Annotated in this window: 19 protein-coding genes; 9 read left to right on the top strand and 10 right to left on the bottom strand. The window is 66.0% G+C overall.

Going from position 1 to position 17,409, the window contains the following annotated elements; all coding sequences use genetic code 11:
- Positions 1-5: 5 nt before the first annotated feature.
- The gene (locus ACH2A7_RS05680; protein WP_394960710.1) at positions 6-1,532 is read right to left on the bottom strand and encodes a DUF6056 family protein; all 1,527 of its coding nucleotides are present in this window, start codon (positions 1,530-1,532) and stop codon (positions 6-8) included.
- 232 nt (positions 1,533-1,764) lie between these two features.
- On the opposite strand from ACH2A7_RS05680, the gene ACH2A7_RS05675 reads away from it, so the two are divergent.
- The 4 genes from ACH2A7_RS05675 (at position 1,765) to ACH2A7_RS05660 (ending at position 6,449) form a co-directional block, all read left to right on the top strand.
- Positions 1,765-3,117, top strand: a complete 1,353-nt coding sequence (locus ACH2A7_RS05675; RefSeq protein WP_394960709.1) for a hypothetical protein — start codon at positions 1,765-1,767, stop codon at positions 3,115-3,117.
- Between the two features lie 28 nt (positions 3,118-3,145).
- Entirely contained in the window at positions 3,146-3,745 is a 600-nt protein-coding gene (locus tag ACH2A7_RS05670; RefSeq protein ID WP_394960708.1) for an AAA family ATPase, read from the top strand.
- 108 nt (positions 3,746-3,853) lie between these two features.
- On the top strand, positions 3,854-4,885 hold the full coding sequence (locus ACH2A7_RS05665; protein WP_394960707.1) for a S66 peptidase family protein: 1,032 nt from the start codon (positions 3,854-3,856) through the stop codon (positions 4,883-4,885).
- 157 nt (positions 4,886-5,042) lie between these two features.
- Entirely contained in the window at positions 5,043-6,449 is a 1,407-nt protein-coding gene (locus ACH2A7_RS05660) for an NAD(P)/FAD-dependent oxidoreductase (protein ID WP_394960706.1), read from the top strand.
- A 48-nt stretch (positions 6,450-6,497) separates the two neighbouring features.
- Here ACH2A7_RS05660 and ACH2A7_RS05655 read toward each other — a convergent pair whose 3' ends face one another.
- A complete protein-coding gene (locus ACH2A7_RS05655) occupies positions 6,498-7,220 on the bottom strand; it encodes a DUF4830 domain-containing protein (RefSeq protein ID WP_394960705.1) in 723 nt (240 codons plus the stop codon).
- A 141-nt stretch (positions 7,221-7,361) separates the two neighbouring features.
- On the opposite strand from ACH2A7_RS05655, the gene ACH2A7_RS05650 reads away from it, so the two are divergent.
- Complete coding sequence (locus tag ACH2A7_RS05650; protein WP_394960704.1) at positions 7,362-8,123, top strand: type III pantothenate kinase; 762 nt, start codon at positions 7,362-7,364, stop codon at positions 8,121-8,123.
- A gap of 43 nt (positions 8,124-8,166) precedes the next feature.
- Here ACH2A7_RS05650 and ACH2A7_RS05645 read toward each other — a convergent pair whose 3' ends face one another.
- Positions 8,167-8,991, bottom strand: coding sequence for a glycerophosphodiester phosphodiesterase family protein (locus ACH2A7_RS05645; protein WP_394960703.1), 825 nt, complete (start codon positions 8,989-8,991; stop codon positions 8,167-8,169).
- A gap of 163 nt (positions 8,992-9,154) precedes the next feature.
- Here ACH2A7_RS05645 and ACH2A7_RS05640 point away from each other — a divergent pair, with 163 nt between their 5' ends.
- The 4 genes from ACH2A7_RS05640 (at position 9,155) to ACH2A7_RS05625 (ending at position 13,410) form a co-directional block, all read left to right on the top strand.
- Entirely contained in the window at positions 9,155-9,841 is a 687-nt protein-coding gene (locus ACH2A7_RS05640) for a response regulator transcription factor (protein WP_394960702.1), read from the top strand.
- Complete coding sequence (locus ACH2A7_RS05635; RefSeq protein WP_394960701.1) at positions 9,842-11,401, top strand: ATP-binding protein; 1,560 nt, start codon at positions 9,842-9,844, stop codon at positions 11,399-11,401. It abuts the gene before it with no gap.
- 120 nt (positions 11,402-11,521) lie between these two features.
- The gene (locus ACH2A7_RS05630; RefSeq protein ID WP_394960700.1) at positions 11,522-12,004 is read left to right on the top strand and encodes an RNA polymerase sigma factor; all 483 of its coding nucleotides are present in this window, start codon (positions 11,522-11,524) and stop codon (positions 12,002-12,004) included.
- Positions 12,005-12,006: 2 nt separating this feature from the next.
- Positions 12,007-13,410 (top strand): hypothetical protein, encoded by a 1,404-nt coding sequence (locus ACH2A7_RS05625; protein WP_394960699.1) that lies wholly within the window; start codon positions 12,007-12,009, stop codon positions 13,408-13,410.
- 47 nt (positions 13,411-13,457) lie between these two features.
- Here the strand turns inward: ACH2A7_RS05625 and ACH2A7_RS05620 are convergent, their stop codons facing one another.
- From ACH2A7_RS05620 to ACH2A7_RS05590, 7 genes are all read right to left on the bottom strand, one after another.
- On the bottom strand, positions 13,458-13,652 hold the full coding sequence (locus tag ACH2A7_RS05620; protein ID WP_394960698.1) for a PspC domain-containing protein: 195 nt from the start codon (positions 13,650-13,652) through the stop codon (positions 13,458-13,460).
- A 26-nt stretch (positions 13,653-13,678) separates the two neighbouring features.
- A complete protein-coding gene (locus tag ACH2A7_RS05615; RefSeq protein ID WP_394960697.1) occupies positions 13,679-14,089 on the bottom strand; it encodes a hypothetical protein in 411 nt (136 codons plus the stop codon).
- Complete coding sequence (locus tag ACH2A7_RS05610) at positions 14,086-14,802, bottom strand: DUF1700 domain-containing protein (protein WP_394960696.1); 717 nt, start codon at positions 14,800-14,802, stop codon at positions 14,086-14,088. The genes ACH2A7_RS05615 and ACH2A7_RS05610 overlap by 4 nt, the downstream gene beginning before the upstream one ends.
- Positions 14,799-15,119 (bottom strand): PadR family transcriptional regulator, encoded by a 321-nt coding sequence (locus tag ACH2A7_RS05605; protein ID WP_394960695.1) that lies wholly within the window; start codon positions 15,117-15,119, stop codon positions 14,799-14,801. Before ACH2A7_RS05605 ends, ACH2A7_RS05610 begins: the two co-directional genes overlap by 4 nt.
- A 304-nt stretch (positions 15,120-15,423) precedes the next feature.
- Complete coding sequence (locus tag ACH2A7_RS05600; protein ID WP_394960694.1) at positions 15,424-15,867, bottom strand: GtrA family protein; 444 nt, start codon at positions 15,865-15,867, stop codon at positions 15,424-15,426.
- Entirely contained in the window at positions 15,864-16,340 is a 477-nt protein-coding gene (locus ACH2A7_RS05595; RefSeq protein ID WP_394960693.1) for a peptidylprolyl isomerase, read from the bottom strand. Before ACH2A7_RS05595 ends, ACH2A7_RS05600 begins: the two co-directional genes overlap by 4 nt.
- 89 nt (positions 16,341-16,429) lie before the next feature.
- Entirely contained in the window at positions 16,430-16,933 is a 504-nt protein-coding gene (locus ACH2A7_RS05590; RefSeq protein ID WP_394960692.1) for a GreA/GreB family elongation factor, read from the bottom strand.
- Between the last annotated feature and the right edge of the window lie 476 nt (positions 16,934-17,409).

Here is a 17,409-nt window from a genome sequence, read left to right as displayed (position 1 = left end):
GGGGATTACTGGGGCGAGACGCGGATGGACTCCTTGTGAAAGAAGCTTGCCACATCCTGATTGACCCAAAAACCGGCATCGCTGGAGAGGTCCTGCTGGAACAAAAGATAGGGATGCTCCCGCAAGGGGGCGACTTCGATCACGTCCTGCGGGCTTGTGGTATAAAGAATCTCACGCTCTTTGGGCTGGCTGTGGAAGTCCGCGGCCTGGCCGGACAGGACAGAGCGCGCGGCCTCCACGCTGAGTGGCAGGCCCTGAAAGGAAGCGCCGCCCGTCTGAGGGTCTTTTTCCACCGTAACAAGGCCCAGCGAGCCCACCAGAAAGAAAAGGACGAACCCGGTCAGCACAAACGGGAGCGGCACCTTTTTCAGCTGCCGGCTGACGGGCGCAAACCAGGCGGTCCACTGCCGCCGGCGGGACAGCCAGCCGAGGAAGTACCACCACCCCACAAGAAAGAAGGGGTAATAGCTGAGGTATATGATATTAATGACCCGCTCGGGCATGTTCAGACCGATCGCGTAGAAGACAGGGGTGCCCTGCGCGCAAAAGACGCCAAACAGCAAAACGATGGGCACAAGGGGCAGGGAAAAGGAGAAAGAAGACCGGGATGCGGCCCGATACAACAGGGGGGTGATGAAAAGCCAGGCCGAAAGCACAGGCAGCGTGGTGCTGTCGGCAAAGGCATAGCCGCCGTAAACGAGGGAAAGAGCGATCGCCTTGACGGGGGAATTGGCTGCGCCGACGATCTCCTGGCGCAGTGCGGCACCCGGGGATAAAACGCTGCACAGAAAGGAAGCAAAAAGCGCCGCGAAGACGACAAAAACGAGGACGGCGGCTTTTCTCTTTTTCTGCCGCCAGATGAGCACAATAAGCGCGGAGAGGATCATGAGCAGCGCCAGGCTGGTGGAGAAATTCCCGCCGCCGATGTAAACCGCAAAGGGCAGGCAGCCGATCGTCAGCAGAACAGGAAAAACGCGCCTTGCCGGCATCGTCACCGCAAGCACGAGCAAGGCCAGAACGAAGAAGGCGAAGGATTGGGAAAGGGTGTAGTGGATCCCCCCGGTGAACCAGAAGAAGGATTCCACCGGGTCATATACGAACTGACACGCCAAAAAGGTGAGAAGGAGCGAAATGATCGCCGCCGAACTGCGCGGACACGCAAAAACACGGCGGCAGAGCACCCAAAAAAGCAGACAAAGGGAACCGACGCACGAAAAAAAGAGGATGAGCGCGCCGACGGGGTACAAAGACAGGTCGAAGACCATGGGCTGAAGGCTCGCGAGCAGGATGGCCGCAAAAAGCCCGTTCCAGCTTTCATAGGATACGCGCATGGTCTCCAGCGCGGCGGAAAAAACCGCCGTCCATGAGTGGGTCTCCTGCCACACATGCGCGGTGCTGAGGGCGTAGGAAAAGTCATCCGCGGCGGGGTAGGAATAGAACGAGATCCACACGATCGGAACGAACGAGAGGAGCAAAATGACAAGAAGAACAACGATCAGCGGACGGGCATACCGGCTTTCAAAATGATCCATAAAACGAGCCATCCCTTCTGTGTTTCGATCCGATCGGATCCGGCGGTGTAGCGGACGTCTGATTTAAGTATACGAGGCGGATAAAATATGTCAATCACAGAAAGAAAAACCGGGCGGCGCGCAAGCCGTCGCCGCGCTTGACAGCGCGCCCCCAAATGGGATACCATAAAGTCATAGAAAGGAAGCCGCTTTTGCGGGCCGCGGCCCCGGGCGGCAGCGGGAAACAAGGGATATGCAGAACGCGAAAAATCTTTATATTCTCAGCGGCACCGACGCCTTCACCCGGGGCGAGCTGGACAATGTGGCCCTCACCGAGAATGGCGTGTGCCTGGAGCAGTCGGCCGGGCGGTATGTGCTGTACGGCTGTTACACCTCCCAGCCGGTGAACCTGCCCGCCTTCGACCGGCTGGTGATGAGCTGGAACGCCGAGACCCCGCCGGGCACCGTGGTGGAGGCCCAGGCCCGGGTGCGGGTGGGCGAGGAGTGGAGCGGCTGGCTCAGCTTCGGCAAGTGGAGCCCCTACATCCAGCGGGCCAGCGTCACCGGCGACGAGAACCAGCCGGTGTTCATGTGGCACAACGTGCTGCACATCGCCAAGGGGCGCGGCGCGCAGGCCCAGCTGCGCATCTATCTGTACACCGACGACGAGCGCTTCACCCCCCGGGTGTGGCTGCTGGCCGCCAGCGTGCGCCCGGTGGAGGGGGAGAGCGAACCGCCCGCCCTTTACAGCCGGGAACTGCACCTGCCCGCCTACAGCCAGAAGCTGCGGGACCCCACCCTGCGGGACGGCATGAGCACGCCCGTCACCCTGGCCAGCCTGCTCAACCGCTGGGGGCAGGATGTGCTGCCCGAGGAACTGGCCCAGGCCATGCTGGACCACGGCGACGCCGATATGGGCACCCGCAACTTCTCCTTCGCGGCGGCGCTGGCGGGGTGTTACGGCTTCCGGGCATATCTCGCCTATCTGGAGCCGGAGCGCCTGTGGCAGTGCGTCAAGCAGGGAGATTCGGTGGGGGTGTTCATGCGCTATGCCTCCAGCGAGGAGCAGGCGGCGGCCGACGGCCGGCCGTACCTGCCCGGCGCCTTCGCCGACGTGGAGGCGCAGATGATGGCGCTGCGGGGCTTTTCGGTGGGGGCGGAGGGCTCCTTTGCTCTGGTGAACGACAGCCTGGCGCCCACCGACGCCGAGGCGGAGCGGTCCTATCCGCTGGACGCCTTCTGGAAGGCCTATCAGGGGCTGGCGCTGGTGATCACCGGGCGGCAGAAGGGCCGGGGGGCGGGCTGCCCCCACCGCCGTCCCGCCCGGCTGCGGGCGCTGGAGCAGGTGGGCTGCTACATGTTCCAGGACGAGAACGGCCAGGATCTGCCGCTGCCGGCGGAGTTTTCCGGCACCCTGGCCTGCGCGGTGGCCGGCGGCGCCGTCCATGCCACCACGGCCCACAAGACCTTCCGGTTCCTGAAGCCCACGGCCCAGGGCGGGGTACAGCTGCCGCCGGAACTGTTCAGCGGCAAGGGGCGCATCACCGTGTACGCCATCGACCCGGACGGCTGCGCCCTGGTGGGGGACGTGCATCTGAACGGCTGATCCACACTGACAAAAAGGGGGCATGACCATGAGCGGAACATACGGCATCATCACCATCGGACGGGAGTATTGCACCGGGGGGCTGGACATCGCCCGCGCTGTGGCGGGCCAGCTGGGGGTGCCCCTGTACGACAAGGAGCTCATCACCCTGGCCGCGAAGGAGAGCGGACTGTCCGAACAGGCCATCGTCGCCGGCGAAAAGCGGCCCAGCGGCAGCCTGCTGTATAACCTTTACACCATGGGGGCCGAATTGCCCCTGAGCGACCAGGTGTTCGTGGTGCAGAGCCAGGTCATCCGCCAGCTGGCGGACAAGGGGCCCTGCGTCATCGTGGGCCGCTGCGGCGACTATGTGCTGCGGGGCCGCGCCGACGTGCTGCGGGTCTTTCTTCACGCGCCGCTGGAATTCCGTGTCCGCCGCGCCCGGGCCCAGGGCCGGCTGCCGGCGGAGGCGGATGAACGGGCCGCCGCGGCGCTGGTGCAGAAGGAGGACCGCCGCCGCGCGGCGTACTACAATTTTTACAGCGAGTTCCGCTGGGGCGAGGCGGGCCACTATGACCTGTGCCTCAACGCCGCCCTGGGCGAAAGCACCTGCGCCGACCTGATCCTGCGTGCGGCCCGGGGCGAATGAAACGGGAGCAGCCGGGCCCCGCCGCGTTCGCGGCGGGGCCTTTGCGCGCCTTTGCCCCGGCCCGGGGGCGGCCGCCCCGCGAAAAACAACAAAAAGGGGGAGACCTCCATGATCAAAACCGTGGGTGTGGTCAGCCTGTCCAGCGGCACGCTGGGGGAGGCGTTCGCCCGGCATGAGCTGGAACTGGGGGTGGCCCGGCTGAAACACTACGGCCTCCGGGTGGAATTCCTGCCCCATGCCCTCAAGGGTGTGGAGTATGTGAAGGCCCACCCGGAGCGGCGGGCCGCCGATCGGCTGGAGGCCTTCCGGGACCCGGAGATCGACCTTGTCCTCTGCGCCATCGGCGGCGATGACACCTACCGGCTGCTGCCGTACCTGTTCGGGGAGGGGCAGCTGGAAAAGGCGGTGCGCCAAAAGCCTTTTCTGGGCTTTTCCGACACCACCGTCAACCACCTGATGCTGCACAAAGCGGGCCTTTCCACCTTTTACGGGCAGGCCTTTCTGCCGGACGTGTGTGAACTGGACAGGGAGATGCTGCCCTACACCCGCCACTACTTTGAGGAACTGCTGCGCACCGGCACCATCCGGCAGGTGCGGCCCAGCGAGGTGTGGTATGAAGGCCGCACCGACTACGGCCCCGACCGGCTGGGCACGCCGCTGCCCGTCCATCCCGCCGCGGGCTGGAAACTGATGCAGGGGCCGCCGGTCTTTTCCGGCAGGATCCTGGGCGGCTGCCTGGACACCCTTTACGACTTCTTCGACGGCGGGCGCTACCCCGATATGCCCGCTCTCTGCCGGCGGTACGGCCTCTTTCCCGCCGCGGCGGACTGGAAGGGCCGCATCCTGCTGCTGGAGACCAGCGATGAGAAGATGAGCCCGGAAAAATTCAGCCGGGCGCTGGGCTTTTTGAAGCAGGCCGGGGTCTTCGCGGCGGTGAGCGGCATTCTGTTCGGCCGCCCCGCGGACAACGCCTTCCGGGAGGAGTACCACCGCCGGCTGACGGCGGCGGTGGCCGACCCCGCCCTGCCCATCCTGGCGGATGTGAGCGTGGGCCACGCCCTGCCCCGGTGCATCCTGCCCCTCGGGGTGCCGGCCACGGTGGACGCCCAGGCGCAGACCATCACCTTTGGCGGGGCGTGAAGCGGAAAAAGTTCCCTGCTTGACAAAAGTATGACTTCGTGCTAATAATAAAAGGGATAAGGCAAAGCAAGTCCCCCCTGCCGGCGTCCGCTGGCAGGGGGGCTTTTGCTGCCCGCACGCAAACGGGCATTACAACGAAAACAGGAGGTCATCCACCATGTACGATCTGGTGATCGTGGGCGCCGGCCCCGCCGGCATCTTCACCGCGCTGGAACTGCTGCGCAAAGGGAAAAAGGAAAAGATCGTCATCGTTGAAAAGGGCAAGCCGGTGGAAAAACGCCACTGCCCCAAGGCGGAGACCGGCCGCTGCATGAACTGCAAGCCCTACTGCCACATCACCACCGGGTTTTCCGGCGCGGGGGCGTTTTCCGACGGCAAACTCAGCCTGTGCTACGAGGTGGGGGGCGAACTGCCCACCCTCATCGGCGAGCAGTTTGCCCAGAGCCTCATCGACTACACCGACTCGGTCTATCTGGAGTTTGGCGCCGACCCCCATGTGGAAGGCATCTACGACGGGGAGGACATCCGGGAGATCCGCAAGAACGCCATCAAGGCGGGTCTCAAGCTGGTGGACTGCCCCATCCGCCATCTGGGCACCGAGAAGGCCCAGGACCTGTACCGGGCCATCCAGGACCATCTGGCCGCCGAAGGAGTGGAGATGCGCTTTGACACCGAGTGCGTGGACCTGCTCATCGAGGAGGGCGCCTGCCGGGGGGTGAAGGTGCGCGCTGCCAGGGGCGGCGCGGAGGAGGAGATCCTGGCCCGGCGCACGGTGGTGGCCACCGGCCGCCGGGGCGCCGACTGGCTGGAGCGCCGCTGCGCCCAGCACGGCATCGCCCACAAGCCCGGCACCGTGGACATCGGCGTGCGGGTGGAGGTGCGCAACGAGGTGATGGAGAAGGTGAACAAGGTGCTGTATGAGTCCAAACTCATCGGCTACCCCAAGCCCTTCAAGAACAAGGTGCGCACCTTCTGCCAGAACCCCGGCGGCTTTGTGAGCCAGGAGAACTACGACAACGACCTGGCGGTGGTGAACGGCCACAGCTACAAGGAGAAAAAGAGCGACAACACCAACCTTGCCATCCTGTGCAGCCACAACTTCACCGAGCCCTTCAACCAGCCCATCGAGTACGCGCAGAAGGTGGGCGAACTGACCAACATGCTGGGCGCGGGGCACATCCTGGTGCAGCGCTACGGCGACATTCTGGACGGCAAGCGCACCTGGCCCAAGGAGCTGAGCCAGAGCAACGTGCGCCCCACCCTGGTGGACGCGGTGGCCGGTGACATCACCGCCGCCATGCCCTACCGGGCCATGACCAACATCATCGCCTTCATTCAGATGCTGGACCAGGTGGTGCCGGGCTTTGCCAGCGACGAGACGCTGCTTTACAGCCCCGAACTGAAGTTCTACTCCAACAAGGTGAAGATGGATGAGAACCTGGTCACCAACGTGGCGGGCCTGCACTGCCTGGGGGACTCCTGCGGCTGGACCCGCGGCCTGATGATGGCCAGCGTCATGGGCGTGCTCATGGGCCGCAAGATCGCCCAGTGGGACGCGGAATAAAAAATACAAAACAGCCCCGGGACCCTTTGGTCCCGGGGCTGTTTTTTGTCACTCGATGGGCACGGCGCCCGCGTCCTCCAGGCTGATCTCGCCGCCGGTCTCCACCGTCCCGTCGTCGAGGGGCGCGGCGGTCTCGGCGGTCTCCTCCGTCAGGGGGGCGTTCGCCGCGGCGGCGGGGTCCTCCGCCGGGGCAGCGGTCTCGGCGACGGCCTGTTCCCCAAAGCCGGCGGCGGTCTCGGCGGCCTGCTCGTCGGTCAGGGGCGCGGCGGAGGCGGTGGCGGTGACCAGGCCGGTCACCTCGCCGCTGGGCTCCGCCAGCAGGTAGGCGCCCACCGGCTCCTCCTTATACACCAGCAGCACCCCGTTCACCTTGTTCTCGCCGGTGCTGCGCCCGGGGCACAGGGCCACCCATTTTTCCACCGTCTTGTTCTTGTATTTCTCCAGGGACAGGCCGCTCTCCTTCACCACCGTGTTGAAGGCGGAGAAACTCTCGTCCCATTTTTTGGGGATCTTCACCTTATCCACCGTGGCGGTGGCCAGGTCCACCTCCAGCCCGTAGGCCTTGAAAAAGGCCTGGATGTCGTCGGTGCCCTCGATCTTCATGGCGGTGGGGTCCACCGCGGCCGTCTCGCCGTTGGCGGCGGTGGGGGTCGCCGCATCGTCCCTGAAGAAGCTGCCGACGGCGAACACCGCGCCCGCCAACGCCACGCCGCACACCGCGACAGCGCCCAGCCGCCGCAGGCCGTTTTTGCCGAATGTCAACACAAACATATCTGTTACCCTCCTCGTCTGTCGTGGGAACTCCTGTTTATACCTATTCTGTCAGGGGCTGCTTTATTCTTGCGCAAACGGGGCGGGCAGGGTATACTAAAAGCAAACAGGGCGCTTTGGCGCCGGCGGGAGGATACGCGGATGGTACTTTTGGTGGATATGGGCAACACCCGGCTGAGTCTGGCCGGCTGGGAGGAGGCGGGCCCCGCCTTTTTCGCCCAGGTGCCCACCGACCGCAGCTGGGACGAGGCGCGCTATGCCGCCGAACTGGGAAAGGCTCTGGGAAAAGAAAGGCGGTGGGAGGGCTGCGCGCTGTCCAGCGTGGTGCCCCCCCTCACCGGGCCGGTCACCGCGGCGCTGCGCGCCGTCACCGGCTGTGAGCCGCTGGTGCTGGGGGAAAAGACCCTCTCCTTCCGGGTGCTCACCAGGGACGCCATCGGCGCGGATATGATGGCCGGGGCCGAGGGGGCGCTGGCCCGCTTTGCCATGCCCGCCATCGTGGCGGACCTGGGCACCGCCACCACCTTCTGCGCCCAGAACCGGGCGGGGGACGTGCTGGGTGTGGCCATCGCCCCCGGGGTGGCCCTGGGGCTGGACGCCCTGGTGCACCGGGCCAGCCACCTGCGGTCCATCGCCTTCGAGCCGCCGGGCCCCGCCATCGGCACCACCACCGCCGAGAGCATGCAAAGCGGCGTTATCTACGGGGCGGCCTGCCTGGTGGACGGGATGTTCCGCCGCATGGCCGCCGAGATGGACCAGACCGGCGGCGCGCCCAGCCTCATCCTCACCGGCGGGCTGGCGCCGCTGGTGGCCCCCTACTGCGAGACAAAGCCCGCCCTCGCGCCGAACCTCATTTTTGAGGGGCTCTGGCGGTGCTATCTCCGGGCCGGGGGCAGGGAATAAAAAACGCCCGCCCCGGCCCATGCCGGAACGGGCGCTTCTGCTTTTAATAGCGGGCGGGCGGGGCATAATGCTCAAAGATGACGCCGTCGTACTCCCGGGTGAGGGCTTCGTGGTTCATGCCGGGACGGGCGGTCCAAAACACCTTCATGGGGCCGAAGGCCTCGATGAGGCGCACCGCGGCGTTCTTGGGCCGCGGGCCCCAGGCGATGAACTGAGGCCGGGCCAGGAAATTGCCCAGGCACCGGCTCAGCGCGAAGGAGCCGATGAGGGAATCGCCCTCCTTGTGGAAAGCGGCGCAGCTGTCCGACAGCTGGCCCCGCAGGATGTCCGGCGCGTTGCGGCGGAACCAGGCCACGATGGTGGGGTCGAAACTCTCCACGCAAAAGGCGCCCTGGTAGCTTCGCAGCAGCGCCAGCGTCTTTTGGCACAGTTCCTTGTTGCGGGGCCCGCTCTTGAGCTCCACGATCAGCGGGGTGCGCCCGGCCACCGTGGCCAGCACCTCGCTGAACAGGGGCATGTGGTGGGCCGTGCCGCACAGGGGCATCTCCCTCAGCTGCGCCCAGTCGAAGGCGTCCACCCGGCCGTGCACTCCGGCCACCCGGTCCAGGGTGTCGTCGTGAAACACCACCACCTCGCCATCCTTCGACAGCTGCACGTCCAGTTCCATGCCGTAGCCCGCGTCGGCCGCGGCGGCAAAGGCGGCCAGGCTGTTTTCGGGGACGGACTTGTCCGGGCTGTGCAGGCCCCGGTGGGCGTAGCACCAGCCGGTGAAGGGCTGCCTTTGGGCAAAGGACGCGTGCCCGGGCAGCAGCAGAAACAACGCCAGCAGCACCAGCGCCGCGGCCGCGAGAAGACATTCGATGAGCATGTGCAAAACTTCCTTTGTTCGACGATGGTCCTATTGTACCGCCCCGGCGGCCGGCCGTCAACGAAAACACGGGATTTTGATTTTTGTTTCACACTTTCGCCACATTCCCCCGCTATGATGGAGACAGTGTAGAAGAAACCATGCAGCAAGGAGGCTGAACACCATGGCTAAAATATTGATCGTGGACGACGAGCCCCGCATCCGGGACCTGATCCGTGCCCACCTGGAGCATGAGGGCTGTGTCTGTGAGGAGGCGGGGGACGGCGGCGCCGCCCTGGCCGCCCTTTCCGGGGGCGATGTGGATCTGGTGATCCTGGACATCATGATGCCCTTTGTGGACGGCATGACCTGCCTGAAGGAGATGCGCAGCCGCAAGATCACCACCCCGGTGATCATGCTCACCGCCCGGGGCGAGGAGTACGACAAGCTGGCCGGCCTGGAGGGCGGGGCGGACGACTATGTGGTCAAGCCCTTCAGCCCCCGGGAACTGGTGGCCCGGGTGAAGGCGGTGCTGGCCCGTACCATGCCCCGCACCGAGACCGAGGGCGGGACGTACACCTTCGGCGGGCTGGTGATCGACCAGGCCAGCCACAGCGTGAAGGTGGACGGCCAGGAGGCCAACCTCACCCCCAAGGAGTTCGACCTGCTGGTGTTCCTGGCCACCAACCGGGGCATCGCCCTCAGCCGGGAGCGCATTCTGCAGAAGGTGTGGAACTACGACTACTTCGGCGAGGACCGCACGGTGGACACCCACATCAAGATGCTCCGCAGCCACCTGGGCCGCTACCGGGACGCCATCGTCACCGTGTGGGGCATCGGCTACAAATTCGACCCGGACGCGGTGAAGTAAATGAGTGAGATCAAAAAGCAGGCGGCCCGCGCCGGGCGGGGCGTCTTTTTCAGCCTGCGCTACCAGCTGATGATCGTCTTCTGCCTGATGGTGGCCCTGGTGCTGGGGCTGGTGTGGTTCATCTCCGCCCAGCTGCTGCAGCCGCTGTACAACCGGCACATCTACAACTACCTCAACACCCAGGTGGACACGCTGGCCGCCATGATCGAGGCCTGCGACGCGCCGGTGAGTTACCGGGCCTTCGCCTTCTCCGAGGCGGTGAAGAACGACGACTTCTGGGCGGGGGTGGACGCCGCCGCCCAGGACGGCCGGCTGGACTTCCGCAACTGCTGCGTGGACATCGCCGACTCCACCCTGCGCCATGTGGCCAGCAGCGAAAACGTCTACCCCTGCCTGCTGCACGAGTCGACGGGAGATCTGTTCGGCGGCAAGATCACCACCAAGCGGGACAGCGACACCATCACCGCCTTCCGCCAGGCGGTGATGAAGAACGGCTCGGTGAGTCAGATCGTGGGCACCTCCAGCGGCGCGCAGCAGATGGTGGTGGGCAAGCTGGCCCAGAACGGCCAGTGGGGCAGCTATTCCGTCATCATCTCCACCACCCTCACCCGCGTCAGCGAGGCGGCGGTGGTGCAGAGCCAGCTGATGCCCGCCATCTTCGTCTGCCTGCTGGCGGTGGCGGTGCTGGCCTCCTGGCTGCTCAGCCGCTGGCTCACCCGCCCGCTGACCCAGCTGTCCGCCGCGGCCAAGAAGATGGCGGACGGCGACTACTCGGTGCGGGTGAACGTGTCCCACTCCGACGAGATCGGCCGCCTGGCGGATGAGTTCAACCACATGGCCGACCAGGTGGCCCGCTCGGCCCAGCTCCAGCGGGAGCTGCTGGCCAACGTCAGCCACGACCTGCGCACCCCCCTCACCCTCATCAAGGGCTACGCCGAGACGGTGCGGGACCTCACCGGCGACGACGCGGACAAGCGCACCGACCAGCTGAACGTCATCGTGGACGAGACCGACCGGCTGTCCGGCCTTGTAAACAGCGTGATGGAACTGTCCAAGGTGTCCAGCGGCACCGAGCAGCCCCAGCGGGTGCGCTTTGACATGAGCCAGCTGTGCGAGGAGGTGGCCCAGCGGTACGACGCCGTCTGCGCCCAGAACGGCTGCAAACTCCGGCTGGAGGCGGACACCCCCTGCATGGTCAGCGCCGACCCGGCCATGATGGAGCGGGTGCTCCATAACCTTCTGGGCAACGCCATGCACCACCTGGGCGAGGACGGGGTGTTCATCCTGCGGGTGACGCCGAAAGACGGCTGCGCCCGGGTGGAGGTGGAGGACCACGGCGCGGGCATCGCCCCCGAGGACCTGCCCTACATCTTCGACCGCTACTACCGCAGCCGGTCGGACGCGGGCAAGGTGGGCACCGGGCTGGGCCTGTCCATCACCAAGGCCGTCCTGCGGGGCCACGGCTTCCGCTTCGGGGTGGACAGCACCCTGGGCAAGGGCACTACCTTCTGGTTCGAGGCCACCGACGAGAAGAAGGACGAGGGCGCGAAGCGCAAGTGAAAATACCAAAGGGCCCGCCCCGCGCGGCATGCGCGGGGCGGGCCCTTTTTGCTTTTTTGGGCCGGGTGTGCAATAATAGGCCCAGGAAAAAAGTATACACAACGAAAGGGGGCGCGGGGCATGAACGGGGTGGCAGACAGGGTGCTCACGCCGGAAGAGGCGCTGGAACACTATGGCCCGCTGGTGCTGCGCACGGCCTTCGGCCTTGTGAAGAATCTGCAGGACGCCGAGGACATTGCTCAGGAGGTTTTTTTGACCCTGCTCAAAAAAGCCCCCGCCTTTGAGGGGCCGGGCCACCAGCAGGCCTGGCTGCTGCGCTGCACCATCAACCGCTGCAAAAGCCACTTCCGCAGCGTATGGCAGAGCCGCACCGACGGCCTGGACGAGAGCCTCAGCGTGCCTTTTACCCCCGCCGAGAGCGAGGTGCTGCGGGCGGTGGGGGATCTGCCCATGAAATACCGGCAGGTGATCTATCTGCATTACATACAGGGCTATTCCACCGCCGAGATCGCAAAGCTGCTGGGCCGGGGCCAGAACACCGTGCTCAGCCAGCTGGCCCGGGGCCGCGCGCTGCTGAAAAAAACATTGAAAGGGGAGTTTTGACCGTGCCGGACCACAAAGACTATCAGAGCGCCATGGACAAGGTCGCTCCCACCCAGGCCTGGAAGGCCGCCACACTGGAAAAGCTGGCCGCCGCCCGAGCCAAACAGGAAAAAACCAAAGCCGCCCCCCGCCTGCGGGTGGCAAAGCGGGTGGGGCTGCCCCTGGCCGCGGCCGCGGCGGTGGCGCTGCTGGCGGTGCCCGCCGCGCTTCAGAGCGGGCAGTTCTCCACCGCCGGGGGTACGGTCCAAAGCAGCGCCGCCAGCGCCCCGGCGGCCGCGGAATACAGCCTGGACGCCGCCCCCGAGACGGGGAACACGACGCAGGAGGGCGCCCTGGCCGACGGGCAGCCAAAGAGCGCCGCGCCCCCGGTGCGGGATTTCGATCTGGGCGAATACCAGGGCCTGCCGGTGCTGGTGCTGGGGGACGACTCCGGCGGCATGGGCGGCGGGGTCACCTATGTGGCCGAAAGCCTGGAGGATGTGCGGGGGGATAACCCCACCTGGAACATCGCCGCCGCCGACCTGCCCGCTACCCTGCCGGTGTGGCGCGCCCAGAGCGGCGAACACGCCGGGCCGCTCACTGACCTTTTGAACATCGCCGCCGAGGCCCTGGGCCTGCCCCTGGTGCGGGACGAGGAGGAGGAGACGCCCACCGGCTACCCCAGCCCGGATCTGTGGCCCTCCAGCGTTTTCGGCAGCCTGATGGACCCGGAGCACTGGGACCCGGACCGCCCCCTCTATGAGCAGCTGGACCCCTCCAAGGCAAAGGTATGGAGCGTTTCCGCCTCCGGCTGCACCGTCTCCGGCTACCGGGACGGGGAGGGGGAGTCGGAGGACTGCCAGGCGGGGGACGACGCGGCCCTGGCCCTGTTCGGGGAGCTGGCGGGCATCGGGAATCCCGCCCACCAGTACGCGGTGTCCACCGGCTACGACGGGCAGACCCACTGGATGCCCGGCGAGCATTTCTACTATGAGAACAGCGGCGACACGGTGGCCCAGCGCCTTTTGAACTACAGCTTTCACCGGGTGCGGGGCAGCGTGGATTCCACCGGCGCGCTGCGCAACTTTTCCCTGACCCTGCCCCCCGACAGCGAAAAGGTGGGCGACTACCCGCTGTGCACCCCCGAAGAGGCGATGGCCGCCCTGCAGGCGGTGCTGGACGAGGAGCAGGCCAGCGGCATGCGGGAATATGACCTCTCGGTGGAGCAGTTGGCGGGCTGGCAGCTGGAATACGCCCAGAGCAGCATGGACCCCTACATCCAGCCGGTCTACCGCTTCTGGCTCAAAACCGACCTCACCCCCCAGGAGGCTTTTTATGAAAACGCCGCGGGCGATGTGTATGTGAGTTACACCGTCAGCGCCCTGCCGGAAGGCTACTGCATCCCCTTCGAGGAAGTGTTCAACTGAAAAAGCGCCCCGCCTGCCGGCCGGCAGACGGGGCGTTTCGTTGTTTTTCAGCTGTTGCAGGGCGGCTCGGGCATGATGATGGCCGCCACGATGTAGGCGATCAGCCCGCTGCCCCACCAGACGGTCAGGGCCACGACGGCCAGCCGCACCAGGGTGGGGTCCAGGTTGAAATACTCGGCGATGCCGCTGCACACGCCGCAGAGCATCTTCTCGTGCCCCTTGTAAAGACGTTTCGGTCCCATGGTTTCTTCCTTTCCGCCGGTGGTGCTCACCAGCCCAGAATGCCGCCGTGCCAGCCGGCGTGGTGATAGCCCTCGGCCCAGTTCTCCACACCGTCGGCCCAGTGCTCCACATCGTCCTCAAAATTGTCGGCCCAGTGCTCCACGCCGTCCTCAAAGTTGTCGGCCCACTGATCCATGCCGCCCCCGAATCCATCGGCCCAGTTGTCCATGTGGTCCTCGAAATGGTCCATGTCGTCGTCGATGCCGTCCACCCAGCCCAGGGCGCGCTCCAGCCAGTAAGGCAGGTCGCCCTGGTAGTGGCGCTGGCCGAGGCTGGTGTAATCCATCGCCCGCCGCGCCGCCGTCGGCCCGCCGATGGCAAAGCCGGCCAGCATCAGCGCAAGCCCCAGGACCGCCAGCGCGGCGGCCACCGCGAACACTTTTACAATGCCCTTCATTGTTTTGCCCCCCTCTTATCCACCAGCCTGTGCCAGGCGCGCTTTGCCAGCCGGAAGCCAGCGGGCACCAGCCAGGTGGCCAGCCACACCGCCGCGGTGATCAGCGCCACGCCCAGGGCCAGGCCCAGCAGGCAGACGCCCACCATGAACAGCCCCACCGGGAAACCGGCGGCGAAGGCGGCGGGGGTGTTGGCTGCCAGCACCGCCGCCACGGCCACTACCGTGGCCACGCCGCCGAAGAAGAAGCCCAGTGCCGCGCCCACGATGCCCAGCAGGATGCCCAGCACCGTGCCCGCCAGGCCGATCCACAGCGGCGAGAGCACCAACGCCAGGATGATGAGCAGGATGGTGCGGTCGCTCATGCCCCTGCGGGGCGGCGGGGGAGGCATGGCGCCCGGCCGCGCACAGGGCGGCAGCGGGATGGAAGCGGCCCCGCCGGCGCCTGCCGGCGGCACGTTCGGCCCCGCCCCGCCCGGGGCGGACTCCTCCGCCGGCGCCGGCGGTTCGGGCTGCACCCGGCTGCCCGGCACGTTGGTCCGGATGATGGCCGCCACCTTTTCGGGGCTGCCCAGCTCCGCCAGCACCTGCGCCTCCTGTTCCGGGCCCGCGTCGTCCAGGTATTCCTCGTAAAACCGGATGGCCTCGGCCCGTTCCTCCTCGGTCACATCGCTCAGCAGCTCGCCCAGCCGCTGCAAAAATTCTTCTCGGGTCATTGCGCATCCCCCTCGTTCAATAGCATCGCGTCGATCGCCTGCCGGTATTCCACCCATTCCTGCCGCAGCTTTGTCAGCGCCTCGGCGCCGGAGGGAGTGAGCCGGTAATAGCGCCGGTTGCGCCCGGCGAACTCCTGGTCGTAGGTCTCAAGATGGCCTTCCTTCTGCAGCCGGCGCAGCACCGGGTAGAGGGTGCTCTCGCTGACCACCATGATCCGGCGCACCTGCTGGGTGATGCGGTAGCCGTAGGTGGGTTCCCGTTCGGCGGTGCTCAGCACCAGCGCGTCCAGCAGAGCGGCCCCCGTGTTGAACGCCATGCCATCGCCTCCTTTGTGATTGTGACAATATTATATATCATATAATATTGAATGTCAATAGTATATTGCGAAAAATAAAATTACAGGCAGGGAGGGCGGCGGTGAGGGGGCGGCGTTCCCGGCACGGGGCGCAAAGAAACGCCGGGGGCCCTGGGCCGCGGCCGCCGGAGAACCTCGGCGCACTGCGGTACGGAAAAGGAGGGGGCGGCACGGGGCGGCCGTGAGGACAGGGCAAAGAGCCCCGGCGGACGGCAAAAAAATCCCCCTCCCGCACCCGGCGGGAAGGGGAGGAGGGGGCTGGCGCTCAGCCCTTCTTTTTGAAGATGATGAGTTTGGAGAAAACGTAGTTCGCCACGATGACCAGCACATTGGAGAACACCTTCACCGCGAAGAACCAGAGGTCCTGGTATTCGGCGGGGATGAGCACGGGCCCCAGCAGATCGGCTCCCAGCCACATCACCGCCACGTCCAGCACCAGGGTGCCCAGGCGGCAGGTGATGAAGGAGACGAACTCCCGCACCGCGGCCGCGCCTTTGGCGCTGCTGCAAAACACCCACAGCCGGTTGGTGACGTAGGCGAAGAGGATACACAGGATGTTGTCCAGCACGGTGTTGGCCAGGGTGGGCAGGCCCAAAAAGCGGAACACCATGGCCAGCACGATGTTCAGAAGGGTGGCGAGGCCGCCGAAGAAGAGATAGGCGATGGCCTCCCGGTATTTCGTCAGCAGCTTTTTGACCGCCTCGATCATTCCTCCACCACCCGCACGCTCTCCATCACCACCGGCTCCAGGGGCCGGTCGTTGTAGTCGGTGTCCACCTCGGCGATGCGGTCCACCACGTCCATGCCGGCCACCACATGACCGAAGGCGGCGTAGCCGCCGTCCAGGTGGGGCGCATCCTCATGCATGATGAAGAACTGGCTGCCGGCGGAGTTGGGGTCCATGGCCCGGGCCATGCTGATGACCCCCCGGGTGTGCTTGATGGGGTTGGGCACCCCGTTGCGGGCGAATTCCCCCTTGATATGCCAGCCGGGGCCGCCCATGCCGGTGCCGTCCGGGCAGCCGCCCTGGATCATGAAGCCGGGGATGATGCGGTGGAAGGTCAGGCCGTCGTAGAAGCCGTCGTTTACCAGTTTGAGAAAATTCTCCACGGTGATGGGGGCGGCCTGGGCGTCCAGTTCCAGGTCGATGACGCCGCCGTCCTGCATGGTGATTCGAACCATTGTTGTCACTCCGTTCCCGGGCGGCGGGGCCGCCCGTTTTGTTTTAAATTCCGCACTGACAGTATACCACACCGGCGGGTGGCGGGCAATCAGTATTGGCTGATGGGCAGGTCCGCGTCGTCGGTGCCGGGGCGGATGGCCCGGATGGTCACCGGGTAGGCCACGTCGGCGTTCACCTGCACCGTCACCGTGTCCCCCACCTTGCGGTCGAAGATGGCCCGCCCCAGGGGGGACTCCCGGCTGATGTGGCCGCCCCCCGCGTCCACCCGCAGGGTGGTCACCAGATGCACCTCCATCTCCTCCTCGTCCTCGGGCAGATAGAGGGTCACATAGTCGAACAGGCCCACCCGGCCCTCGGCGTGGTCGGTCTTCACCACCCGGGCGGTGCGGATCATCCGCTGTAGATACCGGATGCGGCTCTCGTTGCGGTTTTTCTGGCGCTTGGCCTCTTTGTATTCAAAATTCTCGCTCAGATCGCCGAAGGCCCGGGCCTCCTGCACCTCTTTGATGTACTGGGGGCGCAGCACCAGAATGCGGTGGTCGATCTCCTCCTGCATCTTTTTGATGTCCACCTCGGTCAGCTCGTCGTACAAAACCGGCCGCCTCCTTTGCCCTTTGTTCTGCCCTCCACTATACCACATCCGCCGCCCCGGCGCAAAGGGGAAATGGGGCGGCACAGGCCGGGAGAGCGCCCCGGGCCACCATGGCAGCGGGGCGGCGGCGTGCGAGGGGAGAGGCGGCAGGCGGGGGCGGAAAGAGCGCGGGGAGCGGCATGCGGGAGCGCGGGCGGTAAGAAAGGCGGGAGGCGCAGAGGGGAAGGGCCCCGGGGCGGGCGGTGAAAAGGACGGGAACGGCACGGGAGGGGAGGGCGCGGCAGTTGCGGGCGGCCCGGCGCGGGCGGTAAGAAGGACGGGGGACCGGCGGCCCGTCCGCGGGGCGGGAAAACCGACGCGCCGGAGCGGAAAAGCCGGCGGATGCCCCCTTCGCGCGGTTTTCTTTTGGCAAAGGCTGTGGTATAATACCCATTGTTACAATTAAAATAAAGGAACCCGCGGCCCGGCGCGCGGCT

Source organism: Candidatus Allofournierella merdavium (assembly GCF_944382735.1).
GTDB lineage: Bacteria > Bacillota > Clostridia > Oscillospirales > Ruminococcaceae > Allofournierella_A > Allofournierella_A merdavium.
The sequence above is the reverse complement of the archived record's forward strand: the minus strand, read 5'-3'. Positions and strand labels throughout refer to the sequence as shown.

Coding starts and splice junctions, on each gene's coding strand:
- ACH2A7_RS05605 (WP_394960695.1), bottom strand. CDS start 15,119: ATGGCGTTCAACACGGGGGCCGCTCTGCTGGACGCGCTGGTGCTGAGC.
- ACH2A7_RS05670 (WP_394960708.1), top strand. CDS start 3,146: ATGAGCGGAACATACGGCATCATCACCATCGGACGGGAGTATTGCACC.
- ACH2A7_RS05610 (WP_394960696.1), bottom strand. CDS start 14,802: ATGACCCGAGAAGAATTTTTGCAGCGGCTGGGCGAGCTGCTGAGCGAT.
- ACH2A7_RS05655 (WP_394960705.1), bottom strand. CDS start 7,220: ATGTTTGTGTTGACATTCGGCAAAAACGGCCTGCGGCGGCTGGGCGCT.
- ACH2A7_RS05595 (WP_394960693.1), bottom strand. CDS start 16,340: ATGGTTCGAATCACCATGCAGGACGGCGGCGTCATCGACCTGGAACTG.
- ACH2A7_RS05650 (WP_394960704.1), top strand. CDS start 7,362: ATGGTACTTTTGGTGGATATGGGCAACACCCGGCTGAGTCTGGCCGGC.
- ACH2A7_RS05675 (WP_394960709.1), top strand. CDS start 1,765: ATGCAGAACGCGAAAAATCTTTATATTCTCAGCGGCACCGACGCCTTC.
- ACH2A7_RS05635 (WP_394960701.1), top strand. CDS start 9,842: ATGAGTGAGATCAAAAAGCAGGCGGCCCGCGCCGGGCGGGGCGTCTTT.
- ACH2A7_RS05680 (WP_394960710.1), bottom strand. CDS start 1,532: ATGGATCATTTTGAAAGCCGGTATGCCCGTCCGCTGATCGTTGTTCTT.
- ACH2A7_RS05640 (WP_394960702.1), top strand. CDS start 9,155: ATGGCTAAAATATTGATCGTGGACGACGAGCCCCGCATCCGGGACCTG.
- ACH2A7_RS05645 (WP_394960703.1), bottom strand. CDS start 8,991: ATGCTCATCGAATGTCTTCTCGCGGCCGCGGCGCTGGTGCTGCTGGCG.
- ACH2A7_RS05630 (WP_394960700.1), top strand. CDS start 11,522: ATGAACGGGGTGGCAGACAGGGTGCTCACGCCGGAAGAGGCGCTGGAA.
- ACH2A7_RS05660 (WP_394960706.1), top strand. CDS start 5,043: ATGTACGATCTGGTGATCGTGGGCGCCGGCCCCGCCGGCATCTTCACC.
- ACH2A7_RS05615 (WP_394960697.1), bottom strand. CDS start 14,089: ATGAAGGGCATTGTAAAAGTGTTCGCGGTGGCCGCCGCGCTGGCGGTC.
- ACH2A7_RS05620 (WP_394960698.1), bottom strand. CDS start 13,652: ATGGGACCGAAACGTCTTTACAAGGGGCACGAGAAGATGCTCTGCGGC.
- ACH2A7_RS05665 (WP_394960707.1), top strand. CDS start 3,854: ATGATCAAAACCGTGGGTGTGGTCAGCCTGTCCAGCGGCACGCTGGGG.
- ACH2A7_RS05600 (WP_394960694.1), bottom strand. CDS start 15,867: ATGATCGAGGCGGTCAAAAAGCTGCTGACGAAATACCGGGAGGCCATC.